This window comes from Bradyrhizobium sp. 137, assembly GCF_023074095.1.
Taxonomy (GTDB): Bacteria; Pseudomonadota; Alphaproteobacteria; order Rhizobiales; family Xanthobacteraceae; genus Bradyrhizobium.
Genome location: NZ_JADPKU010000052.1, coordinates 23853 through 45792 on the forward strand (window position 1 = coordinate 23853; position 21940 = coordinate 45792).

Below are 21940 nucleotides of genomic sequence, written 5' to 3' on the forward strand. Positions count from 1 at the left end.
CCGTCAACGGTTTTGACCGAGGATTGAGGGCTCAAAGGGTCTGGCAATGCTGATTCGCGGCCAAATCGATGGGATTTCGGGGGAGGTGGCCGTGGCCGCCGCCACGATCCCGGCCGCGCTGCTGCCCACCCTCCTTGTTGGCGGGCTTCTTCTTAGCTGCCCCTGAGGGCCGGCTGGGCGCCACGCGCCTGGGCGCTCAGGGGTTGTACGAGATCACCGGACACCTCAAGCGCCCAGACCACTGAACGGCGCAAAAGCTCAAAAGGAAATCTAGAATGGCCACCGTGAACAAGTCCGACAAGGACCGCGTCATCATTTTCGACACCACGCTGCGCGACGGCGAGCAATGTCCCGGCGCCACCATGACCTTCGAGGAGAAGCTCGAAGTCGCCGAACTGCTGGACGATATGGGCGTGGACGTCATCGAGGCCGGCTTTCCGATCACCTCCGAAGGCGACTTCCAGGCCGTCAGCGAGATCGCCCGCCGCTCCAAGAATTCGGTCATCGCCGGCCTGTCACGCGCCCACCCTGCCGACATCGACCGCTGCGCCGAGGCGGTGAAATTTGCCAAGCGCGGCCGCGTCCACACCGTGATCGCGACCTCGCCGCTGCACATGCGGGTGAAGCTGAACAAGACCCCGGAGCAAGTAATCGAGACCTCGGTCGCGATGGTCGCGCGCGCCCGCAACCAGATCGACGACGTCGAATGGTCGGCCGAGGACGGCACCCGCAGCGAGATGGACTTTCTGTGCCGCATCGTCGAGGCCGTGATCAAGGCCGGCGCCACCACGGTGAACATCCCCGATACCGTCGGCTACACGGTGCCGGAGGAATACACCCACTTCATGAAGACGCTGATCGAGCGTGTGCCGAATTCAGATAAGGCTGTGTTCTCCGTGCACTGCCACAACGACCTCGGCATGGCGGTCGCCAACTCGCTGGCCGGCATCGTCGGCGGCGCGCGTCAGGTCGAGTGCACCATCAACGGTATCGGCGAGCGCGCCGGCAACGCCGCGCTGGAAGAGATTGTGATGGCGATCAACGTGCGCAACGACAAATTCCCGTACTGGAACAAGATCGACACGACGCAGCTCACCCGCGCCTCGAAGGTGGTGTCGGCGGCGACCTCGTTCCCGGTGCAGTACAACAAGGCTATCGTCGGCCGGAATGCGTTCGCGCATGAGAGCGGCATCCATCAGGACGGCGTGCTGAAGGACGCGTCCACCTACGAGATCATGCGGCCGGAGATGGTCGGCCTCAAGCAGTCCTCCCTGGTGCTCGGCAAGCATTCCGGCCGCCACGCCTTCGTGCACAAGCTGGAGGAGATGGGCTACAAGCTCGGCCCCAATCAGCTGGAAGATGCGTTCACGCGGATGAAGGCGCTGGCCGACCGCAAGAAGGACATCTACGACGAGGACATCGAGGCGTTGGTTGACGAGGAGATGGCAGCCTCGCACGACCGCATCAAGCTGACCTCGCTGACCGTGATCGCCGGCACCCACGGTCCGCAGCGCGCCACCATGAAGCTCGACGTCGACGGCCAGATCAAGATCGAGGAAGCCGAGGGCAACGGTCCGGTCGACGCAGTGTTCAACTGCATCAAGCGCCTGGTGCCGCACGAGGCCAAGCTCGAACTGTACCAGGTTCACGCGGTGACCGAAGGCACCGACGCGCAAGCTGAAGTCTCGGTGCGGCTGTCGCAGGACGGCCGCTCGATGACGGCGCGCGCGGCGGATCCGGATACGCTGGTCGCCTCCGCAAAGGCCTATCTCGGCGCGCTGAACAAGATCGTCATGAAGCGCCAGCGCGACACGGTGACGACGGCAGCGGCGAGCTGACAAGCGAAGCCTTGTCATTCCGGGCGATGCGCGTGGGCTTCACCTCTCCCGCTCGCAAAGCGGGAAAGGGCGCGCAGCGGTGCTCGTGGCATTCACCATGAATACCTGCCCTGCTAACGGCCAATAGCCGCATGGCGCGCCGCCCTGTATTGATGCAGCCGGCATGAGGACGGTCGCCCGCGCGCCGGGCGGCCCAAATAACATCAGGGAGAGATTATGCGCACCTTCGCGATCGCGGCCTCCGTCGCGGCATTGGCCTTAGGCCTTGTCGGCCCCGCCAGCGCCGACCCGATCATCATCAAATTCAGCCACGTCGTCGCCACCGACACGCCGAAGGGCAAAGGGGCGGAGAAATTCAAGGAGCTCGCCGAGAAGTACACCGGCGGCAAGGTCAAGGTCGAAGTCTATCCGAACTCGACGCTCTACAAGGACAAGGAAGAGCTCGAGGCGCTCCAGCTCGGCAGCGTGCAGATGCTGGCGCCGTCCAACTCGAAATTCGGCCCGCTCGGCATCCGTGAATTCGAGGTATTCGATCTGCCTTACATCCTTCCCGATCTGAAGACGCTGCGGAAGGTGACGGAGGGCCCGCTCGGCGCGAAGTTGCTCAAGCTCCTGGACGCCAAGGGCATCACCGGACTTGCCTATTGGGATAATGGCTTCAAGCAGATGAGCGCCAACAAGAAGCTGGTCTCGCCTGCCGACTATCAGGGCGTGAAATTCCGCATCCAGTCCTCGCGCGTGCTCCAGGCCCAGTTCAAGGCGCTCAGCTCGCTGCCGCAGGTGATGGCGTTCTCGGAAGTCTACCAGGCACTCCAGACCGGCGTCGTCGACGGCCAGGAGAACACCTGGTCCAACATCTATACCCAGAAGATGCACGAGGTGCAGAAGTACATCACCGAGACCAATCACGGTTACATCGGTTACGTCGTGATCGTGAACAAGAAGTTCTGGGACGATTTGCCGGCCGACATCCGCGACCAGCTTTCCAAGGCGATGAAGGAAGCGACCGCCTTCAGCAACGCGCAGTCGCAGAAGGAGAACGACGACGCGCTCGCCGAGATCAAGAAGAGCGGCAAGAGCGAGATCATCAAGCTCACGCCCGAGCAGGACGAGGCGATGCGCAAGGCGATGGAGCCGGTCTACAAGGACGCCGCAGGCCGCGTCGGCCAGGCGCTGATCGACGAGTTCCAGAAGGAAGCCAAGAGCACGACGAACTGATCTCGATGCACGATGAACGGGGCTTCCGTGCCAGCTGCACGGAAGCCTTTTTGTTGCAAACGATTTCCGATTGTGGCTGGCGGTAAATCAGCCGTTACGTAGTCCTAAGAACACCGCTTCCTGTCCAAGTTGTAAGTTGCGCGTCGGCGGCGCCGCCCTCATCCTCAGGGCATCCTTCCAGAGGAGGTCCGTATGAGGAAGTTCACCATCGCTGCCATCGCCGTGCTCAGCGTCGCCGGCTCGGGCGCGGTCTATGCTCAGTATCATCGCCCGTGGATGGAGCGCTTCCATCACATGCGCATGAACCCCGAGGACCGCGCCGCCTTCATCGACGCACGGATCGCCGCCGTCCACGCCGGCCTGAAGCTCAATGCCGATCAGGAGAAGCTGTGGCCGCCGGTCGAGGCCGCCGTGCGCGATTTCGCCAAGCTGCGCATCGACCGCGCCAATGCGCGGATGAATGCCGGCCCCGGCGATACCGACAGGCCGGAGGATCCGATCGCCCGCCTGCGCCAGCGCGCCGAGGACATGGGCGCCAGCTCCGCGGCCCTGAAGAAGATCGCCGATGCCGCCGATCCGCTCTACAAGACGCTGGACGAGGGCCAGAAGCGCCGCCTCGCGGTGCTGACCCGCCACCGCGGCCCATTCGGCGGCGGCGAAGACGGCCTGCCCCGTCACTTCATGGAACACCGCATGGACCGCATGATGGAGCGTGGCATGGGGCACTTCCACCGTGACCGTTTCGACCGCGACGGCGGTCCGGATGGGGACCGCGAGGGGCGGCTCTGAGCAGGGCCGGATTGTCCCGCGATTAATCCTGGCGAAGCCGCTGGAATCCGGCGGCTTTTCGCTATTTTGGACTTGTGGACGAAGCCTTGGAAAACTTGCGGCCGATCGCTTGCCATACCCGGATCGCTTTGCTAAACGACCGGCCTCGCAAGGCCTTACCGCCTTTCGGGCGCATAGCTCAGTTGGTAGAGCAGCTGACTCTTAATCAGCGGGTCCCAGGTTCGAGCCCTGGTGCGCCCACCATATAAATCAAACACTTAGCGGTTTGAGCGAACGGCAAAACCAGCGCCGTTTACACCACCGTTTACAGTTTTGTTCGCGCTTCGAGCTTCAGCACCGCAGCTTCCGCGAGCTGAATGTCGCGACCGAGATAATGCGCATCGAGAATAGCCTCGACGTCCTTCAACGAGTGACCTGTGACGGCCGCGATCTGCGGCACGCTGGCGCCTGCGATCGCAAGCCGAACCACCGCCGTGCCTCGCAAGTCATGAAAGGTCAGGCCTTCGATGCCGGCGCGCTCGCAAGCCTTTCCCCAAGACGTCCGAAAGCCATCGGAGGTCCAGGGGCGGCCCAGTGTGTTCGTCAGGATAAGCGGCCCCCGGCGGTTCGTCGCATCAAGCAGGGCCCTCAGGGGTGCGCCAGCGGGGATTGCAACCCTGCGACCACCTTTCGATTGCCGAAGGCGAATGTAAGGGCTCTCGTAGGCCGACCAGGGGAGTCGCAGAAGGTCTCCCTGCCGTTGTCCACTCCATAGAGCCAAGATTAGCGCCAGCTGGATCTCGCTGGAAGCGACCGCTAGAGGGAATGGCGCTTGGGACCTCTCGCGAAATGCTGGAGGTGAAGGGCGACAAGCTTGAACGGACGAGCTTCGATGGAAAGAAGGCAACAAAATTTACCTACTCCCGCTGTCCCTATTGAAGGGAGCAACTCGGGCTCGGCTATAGGTCTTGGCTGTGTGAAAACGCCGCGATGGATGAGAGCGATAGAAGAAGTTGTTGCAAGGCCGATCTGGCGCTCAAGCTGATCAGCGAGGTCGTCGAGAGACATCTCGTACCTAAGCGACCGCCATTTGCTCTTTGCCTCGGTAAATGGGGTACGAGCCGTTTACCGGCCCTTACGCGAGCCTGCGCGGTCCTCCGTAGGCCTCGCCGACGGCGCACAGGCTGCGCTCCTATCAAATCAAACCGGAAAATCACCCGGGCGAAATATCCTCAAAGGGAGCGGTCGCGCGTCCCCGGGCCGGGCGATCAGGCTGATAGGACCCGGCCGAAACATCCACCGTACCATGATCAAAGTAACAGAATTCTTCCGCCTTAGCTCATCCGCCAGATGTCGGCCATTCCTTCTAGAGCCTCGTATGACCTGATGGACGTCGTGGGGTTGATCTTCGTGAGCCCCACGAACTGGGCTCGCACCGACTAGCGGAAGTGCCGCTCTCTTTTGGCGACAGCATAAGCCCAGTTGATCTCTTTAGCCTTCTTTTCGGCGAGTTCACGCAACTCCCTGCCTAGGCCTTCAACACGATCAGGATGATATCGCGCGATCTGCTTTCGAAACGCGGTTTTGATGTCGCTTGGTGGTGCTTCCTTACTCACGCCCAAGATCTCCCACCATGCACGCTCCGAGGCGGGTCTTGCGACCGGTTCATCTTCTGATCCACAGTCCTCGTCGGTCCGTCGCGCACCAGCTTCTGCTCTTTCTTGGTGCGCGGATTCAACGCTAGCCCGGCGATATTCGAGAACCCCACTCACAATAAAGAAGCCGATGAGGCCACAGCCGATGATGACGGAGAACTCAATCCAACCCAAATCCATGGATTATTCTCCGTGAAATTGCAGGTTTTCTCGAATCTCTTTCAGCACTTCTTTTGGAGAAGAGCAAAAACGCGCGATCGAGAAAGTATTCTCCCATCGTCGTGCGCGATTGACGTGCGCGAGCTGCGTCTGTGCCTGACGCAGCTCTTCCGACGCTAACATCAGCTGGTTGGTTTCTAAAGCCGGCGCTGTAGCTGGATATGCTTGGTCGTTATGGGAGCGGATCTTCCACTGATAAGCTGCGAACTGATAAGGATTGGCTGCAAACGGAGTCAGTTGGCGGACTGATAAGGGGATCTAACAAAAGCTTATCAGTGTCTGTGGCCGGGTTCGATTCTCTTCACCTGCTCCAACGCTACCCAAAGATCCCGGTAAAATTCGCAAGCAATCAAGAAACATGGAGTTTTGGACAATGTCGGCCGGCAAATCGCGGCCCGTGCCAAGCCCCGGCCTCGTGGGGGGTATACGGAGGAATCGCGTTACAACTCCCACGCTATAGGCTTCGCGAATTTGACCCTTGTGAATTGGTCGAGAGTATAGGATGGAAATACAGTGATTGATCGCATAATTCCTTCGTCTACTCCACGAATCGACTAGCTTAGCGCGCGAGGATTTTGGGGGACGTTGATGAGAACGATTGCTCTACTCTTTGCCTTCATGGCAGCTCTGCCTGCAGCTCGCGCCGAGGCTCCCGTCAAAACGATATCTCCTGAGGAAGCCCTGAACCATTATGGGAGGTTGGTCACCGTGAGGAGCATTATCTCCGCGGACACGACATCTGGGCGAGGGAACAGGTTTCTGAATATGGGAGGAGCGTATCCAAACCAAGCCTTCACCGGCTGGATACCTTCCAAAAACGCGAGCGCCTTTTCTGGCGTGCCTAATGTTACAGGGAAAACGTGCGCAATCACGGGCGAGGTGCAACCCTATAAGGGGAAGCCCGAGATCGTCCTAAATTCGCCATCGCAGGTAAGGTGCGAATGATGGGGACGGCGATCGCTGGGGTCTTCGTGTGAGGGGGAGCCGCGCAGCATTTTGCGGTATCTAGCAGTCCCTTGCGAGGACGAGAGCTCTGTGAGCAGGTATAAGGTTACACACAGTTTCACGAGCAAATGGTTTGCACACTAAGGCCGCAGGAAACGGGCGAACAATTAACCGCGGAGCCAGTTGGCGACTGATAAGCCTCGGTCGCAAATGGAGTCAGTTGTCGACTGATAAGGTAATAGGCATAACCTTATCAGTTATCGCACGACCGGCCTCGGCGTGAATTCGCCTTCCTGTGCCGTTGCCAAGACACCCATCGCCAACGGCTCGGTCTTGCGGCTCACGCGAACACACGCCACTCAATGTTGTTGGGCGTTCCAGTCGCGCTTGATCTTTTTGGCCAGCGACCATTTATGGACTTCGGTTGGACCATCATAGATACGAAAGGCGCGGATCTCGCGGAAAGCCTGCTCAACGATCGTTTCGGTCGAAACGCCGGTACCGCCCATAACCTGGACGCATCGATCGGCGACGCGCATCAAGGCTTCTGACACGGCCACCTTCGCCATCGAACTCTCGGTTGTCCCGAGCGAGCCGGTGTCGAGCACGGCTGCGCACCAGTCGATCATCAGTTCCGACTGTTTGAGATCAATGAGATTTTCCGCCAGCATGAAACCGACGCCTTCGTGGTCGACCAGCGGTTTTCCGAACGCGTAGCGGCGGCAGGCGTAGTCGGTGGCGATCTCGTTGGCGCGGATCGCCAGACCCAGCCAACGCATACAATGCGACAAACGTGCGGGGCTGAGGCGGATCTGCGCATATTTGAAGCTATCCCCGGACGCACCGAGAATCTGTTCGGCGGATACGCGAAGATTCTCTATCTCGATCTCGGCGTGTCCGCCGGGCATCGAACTATCGATCGTATCCAGCACCCGCATGGTGCGGATCGCGGGGTTCGGGAGGTCGACGAGAAACATGCATGCGCCGTCGGACGATTTCGCCATGATGATGCGACTTGAGCGCCTTCAGCTCCGGTAATGAACTTCTTTCGTCCGTTGATGACCCAGTGATTGCCATCCAGCCTGCACGTGGTCTGCATCATCGATGGGGCCGATCCTGCACCGCCTTCATCCGCCGGCTCGGTCATAAAGAACGCCGAACGCGCTTTGCCCGACACTAAGGGTTCCAGGAAGCGCGCCTTCTGCTCGGCGCTTCCGACCTTGCCGAGCAGGTACATATTGCCCTCATCGGGCGCCATGGTGTTGCACGCCAGCGGTCCGAGTGGGGAGAGACCAGATTTGATCAGCGCCTTCGCCGTCTCGACTTGTGTGAGATGTGATCCATCCGGCAGAATGTGGGGCGTCAACACGCCGGCCTTGCGTGCCTTGGCGCGCAGTTCCTGCACCAGTTCGTCACTTGGGCCGTGAGGACCCGTTCGCGGATCCTTTTCGTAGGGGATCACGTCAGTGCGGATGAAGGCCTCGATCTTCGCGGCAATGATTTCGACTCGGTCAGGCATTGGAACGGATACTCCGGTCGACTTCCGCTAGGGCGGAATTTGGTGGCGGGATTTCAGTCGTCCGTGCTCTATCAGAGCGCATTAAAGCGAGTGCCGCAATAAAAGCGGTGACTGGACTTGATCATATAGACAAGAGGATGTGACAGGAGCAATAGCTGGCGGTTAAGCCGACCTCGCTGCGGACGCGACATCGCGCGGCCTCAACCACGCGTTCGCACCGGCTCGCTCTTGATGAGAATGCCGGCTGCATCACGGTCGAAGGTGTCCGGCGTGACTCCGTCTCTGCGCAGCAAATACTTTTCTACCTTGTTGGTCGGCGTCTTCGGCAGGTCTCCCAAAACGCGGACGTAGCGGGGCACCATGAAGTGCGCCATTCGCGGCTTGAGAAAGTGGATGAGCTCCGCTGGATCGAGCGCCTGTCCCTCGGCGAGGGAGACCGCGACGAGGACATCATCTTCGCCATGTTCGCTCGGGACGGAGACGACCGCGACCTCCCGGATCGCAGGGTGTGCGGCCACTTCGAGCTCGACCTCGAACGAGGAAATGTTTTCGCCGCGCCGACGGATGGCATCCTTGAACCGGTCGACGAAGAAATAGTTTCCATCGCGATCGACGCGGAAAGCGTCGCCGGTGTGAAACCAGCCATTCCGCCAGGCAAGCGCAGTCGCCTCGGGGGCCTTGTTGTAACCATGATTCATCGCCCAGGGCGCGTCGGATCGAATAATCAATTCGCCGATTTCGCCCGGCGCGACTTCGCAGTCATGGGCATCGACGAGGCGAACCTCGATGCCGGCCCGCGGCTTGCCGCAGGCTGCCGCAACGGTCGGATTCGGCTCGGCTGCCAGCGGGCAGGAGACCTCCGACATGTTGAAGAGCGTGCGGGTCGTGATGCCGTAGCGCTTGCCGAAGGCGATACCTTCCTCGCTGAGCGGAATGACCGTGACGTTCTTGAGCGGGCTGCCCTTCTCCTCGCCGCTGTCGGTCCGCTTCATCAGGAAGCTTGCCATGACGCCGAGCAGGATAACCATCGTGGTGTTGGTCTTCGCGACCGTGGACCAGAATGTAGCGGTGTCGAAGCGATCGACCATGGCGATCGAGCCGCCATTGATCAGCATGGCGTAGCTCGGCGCCGTGCCGCCGACGTGGAAGAGGGGGAGGTTCACCATGAAGGTGTCGCTGGCGTCGAGATAAGGAATGCCGTCCCTGTCCGCCGAGATGCCCCGTCCCATTGCATAGAGATGCGCATAGGACGACAGCACGCCCTTCGAAGGGCCGGTCGTGCCGGACGTATAGATGATCGACTGAGTGTCCCACGGTTCGATCGGGCGTTCGGTCATTGGGGCATCCGAGGATGCCGAGTCGAGCGCGCTCGCCGGGAGAACCTCGATCCCCTCGACCGGGGCCGGCTCGCCGCCGATCACGACGATCTTGCGCAACTCGCTCCTGTCGATGTCGCCGAGCCGCGGCAGCAGGCTGGCGTGGACGATCGCGACCGCCGCTCCCGCGTTGGTGACGACATGCTGGAGAATGCCACCGCGATAGGCGGTATTGATCGGCACGTAGACGGCGCCGATCATGTTGATGCCGAACCAGGCGCGCAGGCAGTCAGGACCATTCGGCAGCCAGACGAGGACGGTGTCTCCCTGCTTCACGCCCAGCGATTGCAGCGCGTTGCCGGTCCGTCGCGCCAGATGCAGGAGATCGCGATATTTCAGCTGGTTGCCGTCGTCGAAGGTCGCATAGACCTGATCCGGCGTCTCGCGTCCCCAGCGTTCGAGCAGGTACCGCAGGACGCAATCCTCGGCGGCGGGAACCTTGTGGCTCGTCATTGAAACCTCCCTGCTTATTCTTGTCGTGGCGCGGTACCCATATGGCGCGCTGGGCGATCCGAATCTCAGTCCGGCTCGATGGCGCGCAGCCCCCGCGCGATGCGCGACAGCGTTTCCAAGCAACCGGTGATTTCCGCGGCCGACACGCCGTTGGTCCCTTGCCGGAAGAATTCCAGCGAGCGTTCGTGCAAATCTCGCCACGCCTCGATGCCGGCGGGTGTCAGGCTCACCATCCGCTTGCGGCGATCGTCCTCGGCCTCGACGCGCTCCACGAGGCCTTTCTTTTCCAGGCCCTTCAGCACGGCGTCGAGATTCTGGCGGCTCACGCCGAGATAGGTGTAGAGCTCCGAGAACAGCATGCCCTTGGGATCGCGGTATAGCGCGCCCAGCGTTGCGCCAGTCACGGCCGAGAAATTCAGAACACGCACCGCCTGGGTCTCGTAGATGTTGGCGGCTTGAAACAGCCTGAAGAAGAGCTTGTTGTTGAGGTGGTCACGCGTGGAATTGCCGGCCGGCTGCTCTCGGCTGTTCTTTGTTCCGCTCCTGGTTGCCGACCGCATTCGCGCATTCCCCCTGAGATGTGTAATGATATTGACATAATATTTGGTTGTCCATAGCCTTCGGCCCAGGTGTAGACCCGGAGCTGGGAAGGATCGACATGCCATTTGGTAAGATGCTCATCGCGAATCGCGGAGAAATCGCGCTGCGCATCGCGCGCGCGGCGTTTGAGCTCGATATCCCGGTCGTCACCGTGTTTCCTGCTGATGATGCTGGTTCCGCCCATGCGCGGATTGGCAGCGAGACGCGGGAATTGCCCGGCGTGGGGGCCGCAGCCTATCTCGATATCGCGGCGATGGTCGAGGCGGCGCGGCAGACCGGTTGCGATGCGGTGCATCCCGGCTACGGATTTCTGTCAGAGAACCCGGACTTCGCGCGCGCCGTAGCGGCCGCCGGCATGACCTTCATTGGTCCGGCCGCGGAGACGCTCGAGCTGTTCGGAAACAAGGCGGAGGCGCGGCGGCATGCGCGCAAGGCCGACGTGCCCGTGCTCGAGGGATCGGCCGGACCGGTTTCGGAAGCCGAAGCGGCGGCCTACCTCGACAAGCTCGGCAGCGGGGGCGCGATCATGATCAAGGCGGTCGCCGGGGGTGGGGGCCGTGGCATGCGCGTGGTGTCGACGGCTGCCGACCTTCCCGCCGCCTGGGAGCGTTGCCGCTCTGAGGCGCAAGTGGCATTTGGCGCCGATGCACTCTATGTGGAGCGCTATTTGCCGAACGCGCGCCATATCGAAGTGCAGATCGTCGGCGACGGGCATAGCGTCGTCCACCTCGGCGAGCGCGACTGCACCATTCAGCGGCGTCACCAGAAGGTGGTCGAGATGGCGCCGTGCCGGAGCCTCGCGCCCAAAGTCCGTGAGGCGATCTGCGACGCCTCGGTGCGCATGGCCGGCAGCGCGGCGTATCGGGGCTTGGGGACCTTCGAGTTTCTGATGCCTGCGGAGGGTGGCAGTTTCGTCTTCATCGAGGCCAATCCGCGCCTCCAGGTGGAGCACACGGTGACCGAGGAGATCTACGGGATCGACCTCGTCAAGACGCAGATCCGGGTCGCCTCAGGCCTGCGGCTGCGCGACATAGGTCTCGGCAGCGCGCCTGTTGCCCGCGGCGGCGCGATCCAGTTCCGCGTCAATATGGAGAAGATGACGGCCGATGGCGGCTCGCGGCCGACCGGCGGCGTCGTGACCGGCTTTACCTTGCCGAGCGGCCCGGGAATCCGCGTCGATACGTTTGGATATGTCGGCTATCGCACGAGCCCCCGCTATGATTCCCTTCTCGCGAAAGTCATTGCCTATTCGCCGGAGGGCATGGACGACGCCATCCGGCGCGGCCGGCGGGCCCTGGAGGATTTTCGCATCGACGGCCTCGAGACCAACATTCCCGTGCTGAGGGCCCTCGCTGCAAACCAGGACTTTCTGGCCGACCGCGTCTCGACGAAATTCCTGGAGCAGCACCTCGAAAGTATTCTTGCGGCCGCCGCCAGCTTTGCAAACCGGGACGACCTGCCGGCCAGGCGGGCGAGGGATGTCCGCGACGTCGATCCGCTCGGCGTCTTCGATGCGAAGGTCGCCATTCCACCATTGCAACCGGCTGCGGCGCGCGGACCGCAGGTAGCGCATGTTCCTGAGGGACTTGTCGCTGTGCCGGCGCCGCTGCAGGGCACGATCGTCGCCTGCAATGTGGCGCGGGGGGACCGGGTGCGCGCGGGACAGCAGGTGTTCGCGATCGAGTCCATGAAGATGGAGCATGTCATCGTGGCGCCGGCCGCGGGCGTGGTCGAAGACATTCTCGCCTCGCCCGGTGACACGATTTTCGAGGCCGAGTCATTACTGCACATCGTCCCCTCGGACGACGACGCTGCCGGTGTCGAGACGGCCGAGGCGATCGATCTCGATCACATTCGCGGCGATCTCGCCGAAGCGCTCGCGCGCCGCGCGGAGCGGCTCGACGAGGGACGGCCGGATGCTGTCGCACGTCGCCGCAAGACCAACCAGCGCACCGCGCGCGAGAACATCGCCGACCTCTGTGATCCCGACTCGTTCATCGAATATGGCGGCCTCGCGCTCGCCGCGCAGCGCCAGCGTCGCTCGCTGGAGGAGCTGCGCCGCATGAGTCCTGCCGACGGCTTGATCACCGGCGTTGGCGCTGTCAATGGCGAGCTGTTCGGTGACGAGCAGTCGCGCTGCGCGGTCATGGCCTACGACTACACGGTGTTCGCGGGCACGCAGGGCGTCGTCAATCACAAGAAGAAGGATCGGCTGCTGACGCTCGCTGACCGATGGTCGCTTCCCGTCGTGTTGTTTGCGGAAGGTGGCGGCGGTCGGCCCGGCGACGAATGGCCGACGCCCGCCGGACTCGAGACCACGACGTTCACGAAGCTCGGCGGTATCAACGGCAAGGTGCCACTGGTGGGCGTGGTTTCGGGGCGGTGTTTTGCGGGCAATGCCGCGCTGCTCGGCAGCTGCGACGTCATCATCGCCGACCGTACCTCGAATATCGGCATGGGTGGCCCGGCGATGATCGAGGGGGGCGGTCTCGGTGTGTTTCGCCCCGAGGACATCGGCCCCGTCGACGTCCAGGCGCCGAACGGCGTGATCGACGTGCTGGTCGAGGACGAGGTGGAGGGCGTTGCCGCTGCCAAGAAGTATCTCGGCTATTTCCAGGGGCGAACCGGTGACTGGTCATGCGCTGACCAGCGCCTATTGCGCCACGCCGTGCCAGAGAACCGGCTGCGCGCCTACGACGTCCGGCCGATCATCGAGACGCTTGCGGATGCAGGCTCCGTGCTCGAACTGCGCCCATCCTTCGGGCGCGGCATGATCACGGCGTTCGCCCGCATCGAGGGCATCCCGATTGGCCTGATCGCAAACGATTCACGTCACTTGGGCGGTGCGATCGATGCCGACGGCGGTGACAAGGCGGCGCGCTTCATTCAGCTATGCGACGGGTTTGGCATTCCCATCGTGTCGCTCTGCGACACGCCAGGCATGATGGTGGGGCCGGAGGTCGAGAAGACCGCCCAGGTGCGGCACGTCTCGCGCGTCTTCGTGGCAGCATCCCGGGCAACGGTGCCGTACTTCACCGTCGTGCTGCGCAAGGCCTACGGGCTCGGGGCGCTGGCGATGGCCGGTGGATCGAGCCAGATGTCGTTCTTCATGGTGGCATGGCCCAGCGCCGAGTTCGGCGCCATGGGGCTCGAAGGCGCGGTGAAGCTCGCCTATCGGAAGGAGCTCGCTGCAATCGAGGATCCGGCAGCAAGAAAAGCCTGGTTCGACCAGATGGTCGCCAAGTCCTACGAGGACAACAAGGCGCTCAGCGGCGCGACCTTCCTTGAGGTCGACGATGTCATCGATCCCTGCGCGACCCGGCGCTGGATTGTCCGCGGGCTCAAGGCGTCGATGCAGCCGGGCCGCTTCAGCGAGAGACGAACGACGCGCGTCGATCTGTGGTGAACACGGGCGAGCAAGGGAGGAAACAATGACAAAAAGCGAATCCGACACACGCTACCTCCGCAGCGAAGAAGCCTATCTGGCTCACGTTCGCAGCCTGCAGGCCGCGGTCTGGCCGAGCGGCGTTCCCAAGGAGCCGGTGTTTCCTCTCGGGCGCCGGCCGTTGACGCACTACCTTCGCGAATGGGCGCGGCGGCAGCCGGACAAGGCGGCAGTGCTGTTCTACGGCCGGGCCATGAGCTACGCCGAACTCGACCGCCTCAGCGACCGCTTTGCCGCTCTCCTGAACCGTCTCGGTGCGCGCAAGGGCGACCGGGTTGCGGTGTTCCTGCCGAACTGCCCGCAGTTCTACGTTTGCTTCTTCGGCATCCTGAAGGCCGGCTGTGTCCACGTGCCGGTAAACCCGATGTTCACCCGGCCCGAGCTGGCCTACGAGATCAACGATACGCAGGCGCGCATCGTGGTCGCGCATGATCAGCTTGCCGCTCTCGTCGAGGAGGTCCGGCAAGAGTGTGGCATCGAGCATTTGGTCGTCACCAGCTTTGGCGATGCGCTGGGTGCCGAGCCGGAAGGGCCGCTGCCGCCCGCGCTGACGGCGCCGCGGGTTGCGATCGCCAATTCGATCGACCTCATGGGCGCGCTCGCAAAGGAGACCGCCGCGCCGCCGCAGGTGGATGTCGGTATCGACGACATCGCGGCCCTGAACTACACGGGCGGCACCACCGGCATGCCGAAGGGCTGCGTTCATTCGCAGTTCGACATGCTGTTCACGGGTGCCATCATGGGGTCCGTTTCGATGACGGTCACTTCCGAAGACGTGGTCATAAATTTCTGGCCGATCTTCTGGATGGCGGGCGAGGACCTCGGCATCATCCTGCCGATGGTGACGGGCGCGACCTGCGTGTTGATGGCCCGCTGGGATGCGCAGGCCTACATGTATGCCGTGCAGCGCTATCGCGCGACGATCTCGAACATGGTCGTCGACAATGCGGTCGAGATCATGAGCCGAACCGATGCGCGCGACTTTGACCTCAGCTCGCTGCGGGAAGTGATGGTGGCGTCGTTCGTCAAGAAGCTCAATCCGGTCTTCCGCGATGGCTGGCGCAAGCTCACGGGCACGACCCTGCGGGAAGCCGCCTGGGGGATGACGGAGACGCATTCCTACGACGCCTTCAATCGCGGTTGGCAGGATGACGATCGCGATCTCAAGCAGCGTCAGATCTTCTGCGGCATTCCGGTGCCGCAGACCGATTTCAAGATTACGGAATTCGGGTCGGACAGGCTGCTGCCGCTCGGCGAGGAGGGCGAGTTGTGCGTACGTACGCCCTCGCTCCTGAAGGGCTATTGGAACAAGCCGGATGCAACGGCCGAAGGCCTCGTCAACGGCTGGCTGCGGACCGGCGATATCGGAATGATCTCGGAGCGAGGCACCATCCATTTCCTCGGCCGGCGCAAGGAGATGCTGAAGGTGAAGGGCATGAGCGTCTTCCCGTCGGAGATCGAGGCCGCCCTCGGCCAGCATCCGGACGTGACGGGGAGCGGTGTGATCGGGCGGGTGGACGACACTCGCGGGCAGGTGCCGGTCGCCTTCGTTACCGTGTTGCCGGAGCGCAAGGGCACGACGACTGCCGAGGTGCTTGCTGCCTTCTGCCGGGAGCGCCTTGCGGTCTACAAGATCCCGGAGATCCGGATCGTCGACACGTTGCCGATGACCGCGACCGGCAAGGTCAAAAAGGAAGAACTCGCTCAGCTCTATGGCTGAGCGAGTTGTCAGGTTGAATATTTCTTGACGGCGTTACTTCTTGAACGCCTTGCATTCGCTTTCGCTGACCGGGATGAAGGCTTCCGATCCCGGCATCTTCTTGACTAGCGTGATCAGGTCGGTGGCGCTGCTCATCGTTCCCGGCTTCTTCGCTTCGGCATAGTAGACGTCGCGCATCAGGCGTCCGTCCTCGCGGATACGGGCGCCCGAGGTGAAGAGATCCTCGACCGGCGTCTCCTTCATCTTCGTCAGCACCGCCGTCGTATCCGTGGTCCCGGCCGCCTTCACCGACTTCAGATAGTGCAGGACCGCGCTGTAGACGTTGGCCTGCGGATCGCTCGGCATCTTGCCGAAGGCCTTCTTGAAGCGCGCGGCGAAAGCCTTGGTCTGGTCGTTCTCGTCCCAGTAATAGCTCAGGACCAGCGGCATGCCCTGCGTCGCCTCGTTGCCGAGCGCGTCGATATCGACCGTCGTCAGCGAGAACGGCACGAAGCGCTGGCCGGTGCGTTCGATGCCGAACTCGGCGGTCTGCTTGATCGCGTTGGTCATGTCGGCGCCGCCGCCGATGAAACCGATGTTCTTGGCGCCCGAGTTCTGCGCCTGCAGCAGGAACGAGCTGAAATCTGGTGTGTTGAGCGGGAAGCGCACCGCGCCGACGAACTTGCCACCACCCTTCTCAATCATCTTCTGGGAGTCGCGCTCGATCGAATGACCGGCCGCGTAATCAACCGTCAGGAAGAACCAGGACGTCGGCTTGCCGTCGGAGGCACCCTTGATCGTGAGGTTGGCGACTTCGTATCCGTCATTAGCCCACTGCATGCCGTTAGGCGAGCAGGACTTGCCGCTGATGTCGCGGCTCGACGCCATGGAGACGACCAGCAGCTTGTTCTTCTGCTCGGCTATGCCCTGCACGGCGAGCGCAACACCGGAGCTGTAGATGTCGAAGATCGCATCCACGCCTTCGGTGTCGAACCAGCGCCGGGCGATGACCGAGCCGACATCCGGCTTGTGTCCGTGGTCAGCGGAGACTATCTCTATCGGCTTGCCGAGCAGGGTGCCGCCCATGTCTTCAATGGCGAGGCGAGCGGCCGCAACCGATCCCGGTCCGGTGATGGCGGAATAGACCGAGGCCTGATCGTTCAAAATGCCGATCTTGACGGGCTTGTCTTGGGCCGAAGCAGCGCTCATGCATGCGAGGGTCGCCATCAGCGCAACTGATGCGAGTGTTGATCTCGTCCGCGTCATTTTCTTCCTCCCGATGTTTTTGAACCGATGTTGCGGTCCAAGGTTTCACGGAGGTCTATATATGTCAATATCTTTACATGAATGCGGCGCCCCGAACCCTTGACGGTATTTAGTACATGTCGGATGGATTGTCGCAGGCTGCAATCGGTGACGTGAATGCAGACGCGCGCGCCCAGCGTTTACGCCAGCAGACGCTCGAGGATGGGTTGCGCCAATCGCCAGCGATGCATGACCTCACGCGTATCGTCGCCGGAGATGCGGCCGGATCGCGGTGTAGCGGGCGGCATGCGACTGAAGCGCGGCGCCGGAACGGTTGCGTCACATCGATGGTGTTGCGTGCGACACTGTGGATCGTTCGCCGCCTCATTCCAGTCGAGCACGGGCGCGATGCAGGTGTCGTCGATCCCCAGCAGCCCAACCCATTCGGCATGGCTCCGCGTGAGGTCAGTGGTTTCGTCTGGAGGGTCGAGACCGAGCTTGGCAGGCGCGTTGCGAAGGGCGAGACGCCTATCCTGATCGAGCCCATGAAGATGGAGATTCCGGTTGTGGCGGAAGCTGACGGAGTGGTCGTGCAGATCGCCGTGGAGGAGGGTGGCCGTCAACGAAGGTAACACGGTCGCTGTTCTGGAGGTGTGACGAGCAATCGGGAAGCGACCAGGCTTCGGGCTGAGCACTCTCGAAACGGAGTCGGTTGTCTGACTGATAAGGAAAGACGTAAAAGCTTATCAGTGCTGCGGCCTAATTCTGTGCATAGCGGACAGATGCGTTTCACAACTGACTGGTGGATCACCGCTCCCCCATCCGCGGAAGCCTGCACAGGGCTCTTACAAAGCCTGTAAGGCGGGATGAGGACGCGAGCCGAAGTCCCGTAGGACCGCCACCCACAACCGCTCCGCCGGCCCGAACCAAGCCTAGCTTCCCACATTTGATTCGAGGACCAGTTTCCGCCCGAGCAAACCGGCCAGAGACAGTAGGTGATTAGCCCAAAGCGTTCGCTGACTTCTGGGAGGGGCCCGGGAGGCAGGGAACCGGTTTCGATACCCTGCCAACCGATCTGCCTCAATCCACTACCAAGTGAAGTTGCTTCGTTAATGCAGCAAAGGTCTCAAGCTCTCTTTTGATCTGAGCAGCCATTTCGGCAGAGGAGTTTCCGACCGGTTCAGCCCCAAGATCGAGCATGCGTGCTTTTGCCTCGGAGGAGTTGATGATCTCGACCAGCTGACGCTTCAGCTTCTCCACGATGAGCGGCGGCGTATTTGCGGGCGCCAACAACCCGAACCAAGTCCCGACATCGAATCCAGGCACCGCGCCCTCGGCTAGGGATGGCACGTCAGGCAACGCCGTCGACCGCCGCGCGGTCGTGACTGCGAGAGCCCGCGTCATACCATCCTTGACCTGCGGCAGAGCGGACGTGACGGTATCGAACATGACCTGCACCTGGCCTCCGAGCAAATCAGCCAGTGCGGGGGCGCTTCCACGATATGGCACGTGAACAATGTCCGTCCCCGTCTTCAACTTGAACATTTCGCCGATAAGATGATGCGCTGTGCCGGAGCCGGCTGTACCGTAGTTCAAGCTGCCAGGCTTCTGTTTCGCCAGAGCTATGAACTCTTCGATGGTCTTCGCCTGTACGCTGGGGTTCACTACGACCACGTTGGGAACCAGGGCGATGACGGTAATGGGTGAGAAGTCGCGCCCGAAGTCATAAGGTACTTTTGGATAGGCACTCTGAGCGATGGAGTGATGTGTTGCTCCCATCAACAAGGTGTAACCATCAGGCGATGATTTTGCTACCATATCCGGCCGATTGTTGCGCCGGCCCCACCGCGATTCTCGATGATAACCGGCTGTCCCCACTTGGCGGTCATTGCTTGTCCGACGAGTCTCGCAAGGAGATCCGTCGTTCCTCCAGCGGCAAACGGAACGATGATCTTGATCGGTCGATTTGGATAGCTCGCGGCACCATCCTCTGCAGTGGCTACAGTCGCGCCAACGACTACGCCGACAACTGCTCCAAGGATCGTCCTCAGAACGCGCATTGTTTCCTCTCTTTTTTTCTCTAGCAGAAACATGAAGCCCGGCAGTTAGCCGGGACCAAGCTGTTCAGCGGCCAATGCACCGCCGACCCGTCAAGTCTATTTCCGGCGAGCCGGTCAAAAATCTCAAATCTTGGCGATGCAGCTAGCAACATTGGTATAGATTCCTGATATCGGCTGCCAAATGGCTAATTCATACTAATGGTCTTGGTTGTATTGAGCTAGGTGCACGCGGGCTACGAGCAAGCATCTGCTGCGATAAAAGGACGGGAATCCATCGCATTCCGCGAGCCCGGCAGTACTGCCGCCAAAGACATCAGTTTCACCTCGGGACTATGGCGGTCGAGCGCTGAGCGCCTCAGAACTGCCGAACCCGACATGAGCGGAAGCTCCCTAACGACCGTGCGTGAGCAAATGTCGTCTGCTCTTTCACGGTGAGGCAACGGGCCATCTAATTAGTGGGCTTTGGAAGTATCAGAGCTTCGCCTAAGTGGATTGGTTGGGGAGGGGCTGAAAACGCAAACGAGAACCGGTGCTGAAATGGCCGTGCCGATCGCCAGCCAGAAGCCATCGATACGAGCCGGGCGTGTCATCGGTCACCTGCCGACCGACGTAACTCTCACTGAGTGGCCGTCCTCGTTCTTATTGTCCACAGCGTCTCGGGCGCGGTTCAACGTCAGCCGAAGCCGCTGATAGATGTGGCGACGGCTCTAGTAAGCAAACATCAAAGAAAGATGGAGTCAGTTTGCGCACCGATAAGGATCTCGGTGAAACCTTATCAGTGCGATAGACGAGCGGAATGGCGCTGCCAGACAGGATTGACTGAGTCAACAACCCCGATGAGCACTGATTTTATTGAGCTTTTCGGTCCGGCGAATAGTTTTTGTGTGGCACTCTTGAGGGGCGCGCGCGACCATGATTACCACATTCGGCGTGAGTTAGCCACGTCGGCGATGCCGTTGTTAATCCTCCTTTGGCCGACCGACGAGTCGTTCCTAGGTGCGTGGGAAAGCCAGTCTTGTCGTATCTGAAGAGATGCTCGGGCGCTGTAGAGTGCGTTCCGGAGCAACCAGACGAGACAGTATGGCAAATCGTTTTCATCACCGGCAGCGGGGACGGTCTCGGCCTGGCAGCGGCCCAGCTGCTCCTCGACACGGACACGCGGTGTGCTGCACGCTCGTTCGGACGGCGCGCCACAGCCGTCGGGTGTCGGACCAGCGGCGGTCAAACGTGACGAAGGTGAAGTCCGGACTGCCTTCATAACCGGACCACACGCAGACGCCTAAGTTGGTCGGCTTGGGGCCAATAGCGTTGGTATGCCGTTCGCGGCCGGATACGCGCGCGAAGGCCGCGGGTCATGATCTCGATTAGCGCTTTCCCGCACAAGCGCGAGCTTGCCTGGACCGGCCGATCAGTTGCTACTCGAGCCAGCAGTGTGAAAGTGCTCCAGACTGTTTCTCGCGGCAAATCGTTCGCGCGCATCCTTTGCTTGCTTGCTTGCTTGCATACAAGGGGTGTCGAGGATACATTGGCGCGTTGTCGCAGAATATGGAATTGAGTGCCCGCAACGGGCAGCTCGACGCACCAAATTTTTTATCGCTTGCCGTTGCGGCTGAATTGATCACTGTTCAAAGCGCTGCGCTCTTACGTGCCGGCGATGCAGGTTGCCGATACCGCTTCTCGACGAGCGGACGGTTTTTTTCGCCCCGAACGCGCCATGTGAGCACAAAGCTCATGAGAGGTGTGTGCCATGACACAAGCATCCATCAAAGTCGGCATGATCGCAGAAGAGACGGGAGCACTTTCGTTCATGGGCCGCGCCAACGCCAATGTGGCAAGGATGGTGGCTGACGAGATCAACGCCAACGGCGGCCTGCTGGGGCGGAACATCGAACTCTATCTCGAGGACGGCGCGACGACCGACGCCGTCGCGGAGGCCAAGGCGGCCAAGCTTGTTTCGCAGGACAAGGTGGATGTGATCTTCGGCGGCATCTACAGCTCCACGCGGCAAGCCATCAAGCGCGCCGCCGTCGTGAAGGGCGGGACGCTCTACATCTATCCCGAGCAGTACGAAGGGCAGGAATGCGACCCGCTGATCTTCTGCACCGGTCCGGTGCCGGCGCAGCAGCTCGACCCACTCATTCCCTGGCTGATGCGCAAGACGGGTGCCAAGACATTCTACCTACCGTCCGCAGACTACATCTGGCCGCGCGTGATGAACGAGAGGGTTCGCCAGCTCGTCACGGCCAATGGCGGCAGCATCGTCGGCGAGGAGTACTATCCCCTCGATCAAATGGAGTACGACGAGACAGTCGGGAGGATCATGTCCAGCGGCGCGGAAGTGGTGTTCAACACCATCGTTCCGCCCGGGGTAGTGCCCTTCTTCGCGCAGCTCCATAATGCCGGATTTCAGAGCCGCGGCGGGCAGCTGATCTGCACCTATTTCGACGAGAACCTGCTCGGCCTGCTGCCCGCGCCGCATGTGGAAGGCCTCTACGGCTGCCTCGACTTCTACCAGAACATCAGCGATCCCTTCAGCAAGACGCTGCTCGGCGCGTACGACAAGCGCTATCCCGGCAGAGAGCAGTTTACGGGCGGCAGTGCCTGCTCCGGCCTTTACCGTGGGATGAAGCTCTGGGCGGCAGCCGTGAACGAGGCCGGCTCGCTGCGCCAGGAGGACGTCATCGCAGCGCTCGATCACGCTGGGATCGCTGAGGGGCCGGGTGGTCCGGCGGAAATGGTTCCAGGCCAGCACCACGTCCGCTTGAACATGTACATAGCCCAGGCGAAGAACGGCCGTTTCGAGGTGGTCGAGAACCTGGGAGCCATTGGCCCGGACGAGGCGGTGGTGCCGCCCGCCCGGAGGTCGGCCAGGGACCGATAGCATAGTCAGCCGTCAGGTA

The 21940-nt window shown here is 61.6% G+C and carries 15 protein-coding genes and 1 tRNA gene; 8 read left to right on the top strand and 8 right to left on the bottom strand.

The window, feature by feature from the left end; all coding sequences use genetic code 11:
• The first annotated feature begins 275 nt into the window (after positions 1-275).
• From IVA78_RS13650 to IVA78_RS13665, 4 genes are all read left to right on the top strand, one after another.
• Complete coding sequence (locus IVA78_RS13650; protein ID WP_247278588.1) at positions 276-1838, top strand: 2-isopropylmalate synthase; 1563 nt, start codon at positions 276-278, stop codon at positions 1836-1838.
• 216 nt (positions 1839-2054) lie between these two features.
• Entirely contained in the window at positions 2055-3056 is a 1002-nt protein-coding gene (locus tag IVA78_RS13655) for a TRAP transporter substrate-binding protein (RefSeq protein ID WP_247335359.1), read from the top strand.
• Between the two features lie 192 nt (positions 3057-3248).
• Complete coding sequence (locus IVA78_RS13660; RefSeq protein WP_247278590.1) at positions 3249-3845, top strand: Spy/CpxP family protein refolding chaperone; 597 nt, start codon at positions 3249-3251, stop codon at positions 3843-3845.
• 167 nt (positions 3846-4012) lie between these two features.
• A tRNA-Lys gene (locus IVA78_RS13665) sits at positions 4013-4088 on the top strand.
• A 61-nt stretch (positions 4089-4149) separates the two neighbouring features.
• Here the strand turns inward: IVA78_RS13665 and IVA78_RS13670 are convergent.
• The 6 genes from IVA78_RS13670 to IVA78_RS13695 form a co-directional block, all read right to left on the bottom strand.
• Complete coding sequence (locus IVA78_RS13670; RefSeq protein WP_346275299.1) at positions 4150-4734, bottom strand: tyrosine-type recombinase/integrase; 585 nt, start codon at positions 4732-4734, stop codon at positions 4150-4152.
• Between the two features lie 529 nt (positions 4735-5263).
• Entirely contained in the window at positions 5264-5659 is a 396-nt protein-coding gene (locus IVA78_RS13675; RefSeq protein ID WP_247465722.1) for a DnaJ domain-containing protein, read from the bottom strand.
• 1343 nt (positions 5660-7002) lie between these two features.
• Positions 7003-7581: an acyl-CoA dehydrogenase gene (locus IVA78_RS13680; RefSeq protein WP_247465723.1), complete on the bottom strand. Its 579-nt coding sequence runs from the start codon at positions 7579-7581 to the stop codon at positions 7003-7005.
• Entirely contained in the window at positions 7521-8162 is a 642-nt protein-coding gene (locus IVA78_RS13685) for an acyl-CoA dehydrogenase family protein (RefSeq protein WP_247465726.1), read from the bottom strand. The genes IVA78_RS13680 and IVA78_RS13685 overlap by 61 nt, the downstream gene beginning before the upstream one ends.
• Before the next feature lie 200 nt (positions 8163-8362).
• The gene (locus IVA78_RS13690) at positions 8363-9991 is read right to left on the bottom strand and encodes an AMP-binding protein (protein ID WP_247465729.1); all 1629 of its coding nucleotides are present in this window, start codon (positions 9989-9991) and stop codon (positions 8363-8365) included.
• Positions 9992-10056: 65 nt separating this feature from the next.
• Positions 10057-10551, bottom strand: coding sequence for a MarR family transcriptional regulator (locus IVA78_RS13695; protein WP_247465732.1), 495 nt, complete (start codon positions 10549-10551; stop codon positions 10057-10059).
• Positions 10552-10649: 98 nt separating this feature from the next.
• Between IVA78_RS13695 and IVA78_RS13700 the strand changes: the two genes are divergently transcribed.
• Together IVA78_RS13700 and IVA78_RS13705 are read left to right on the top strand one after the other, a co-directional pair.
• Positions 10650-13997 (top strand): carboxyl transferase domain-containing protein, encoded by a 3348-nt coding sequence (locus IVA78_RS13700; protein ID WP_247465734.1) that lies wholly within the window; start codon positions 10650-10652, stop codon positions 13995-13997.
• Between the two features lie 25 nt (positions 13998-14022).
• Positions 14023-15756 carry an AMP-binding protein gene (locus IVA78_RS13705; protein ID WP_247465737.1) on the top strand — a complete coding sequence of 578 codons (1734 nt, stop codon included), beginning with the start codon at positions 14023-14025 and terminating at the stop codon, positions 15754-15756.
• A gap of 33 nt (positions 15757-15789) precedes the next feature.
• Here the strand turns inward: IVA78_RS13705 and IVA78_RS13710 are convergent, their stop codons facing one another.
• Positions 15790-16944: an ABC transporter substrate-binding protein gene (locus tag IVA78_RS13710; RefSeq protein ID WP_247465740.1), complete on the bottom strand. Its 1155-nt coding sequence runs from the start codon at positions 16942-16944 to the stop codon at positions 15790-15792.
• 185 nt (positions 16945-17129) lie between these two features.
• Here IVA78_RS13710 and IVA78_RS13715 point away from each other — a divergent pair, with 185 nt between their 5' ends.
• Complete coding sequence (locus IVA78_RS13715; RefSeq protein WP_247465743.1) at positions 17130-17612, top strand: acetyl-CoA carboxylase biotin carboxyl carrier protein subunit; 483 nt, start codon at positions 17130-17132, stop codon at positions 17610-17612.
• A gap of 448 nt (positions 17613-18060) precedes the next feature.
• Here IVA78_RS13715 and IVA78_RS13720 read toward each other — a convergent pair whose 3' ends face one another.
• Positions 18061-18798, bottom strand: coding sequence for a tripartite tricarboxylate transporter substrate-binding protein (locus IVA78_RS13720; protein ID WP_253075280.1), 738 nt, complete (start codon positions 18796-18798; stop codon positions 18061-18063).
• A 2016-nt stretch (positions 18799-20814) separates the two neighbouring features.
• On the opposite strand from IVA78_RS13720, the gene IVA78_RS13725 reads away from it, so the two are divergent.
• Positions 20815-21921 carry a substrate-binding protein gene (locus IVA78_RS13725; RefSeq protein WP_247465745.1) on the top strand — a complete coding sequence of 369 codons (1107 nt, stop codon included), beginning with the start codon at positions 20815-20817 and terminating at the stop codon, positions 21919-21921.
• The last annotated feature ends 19 nt before the right edge of the window (positions 21922-21940 follow it).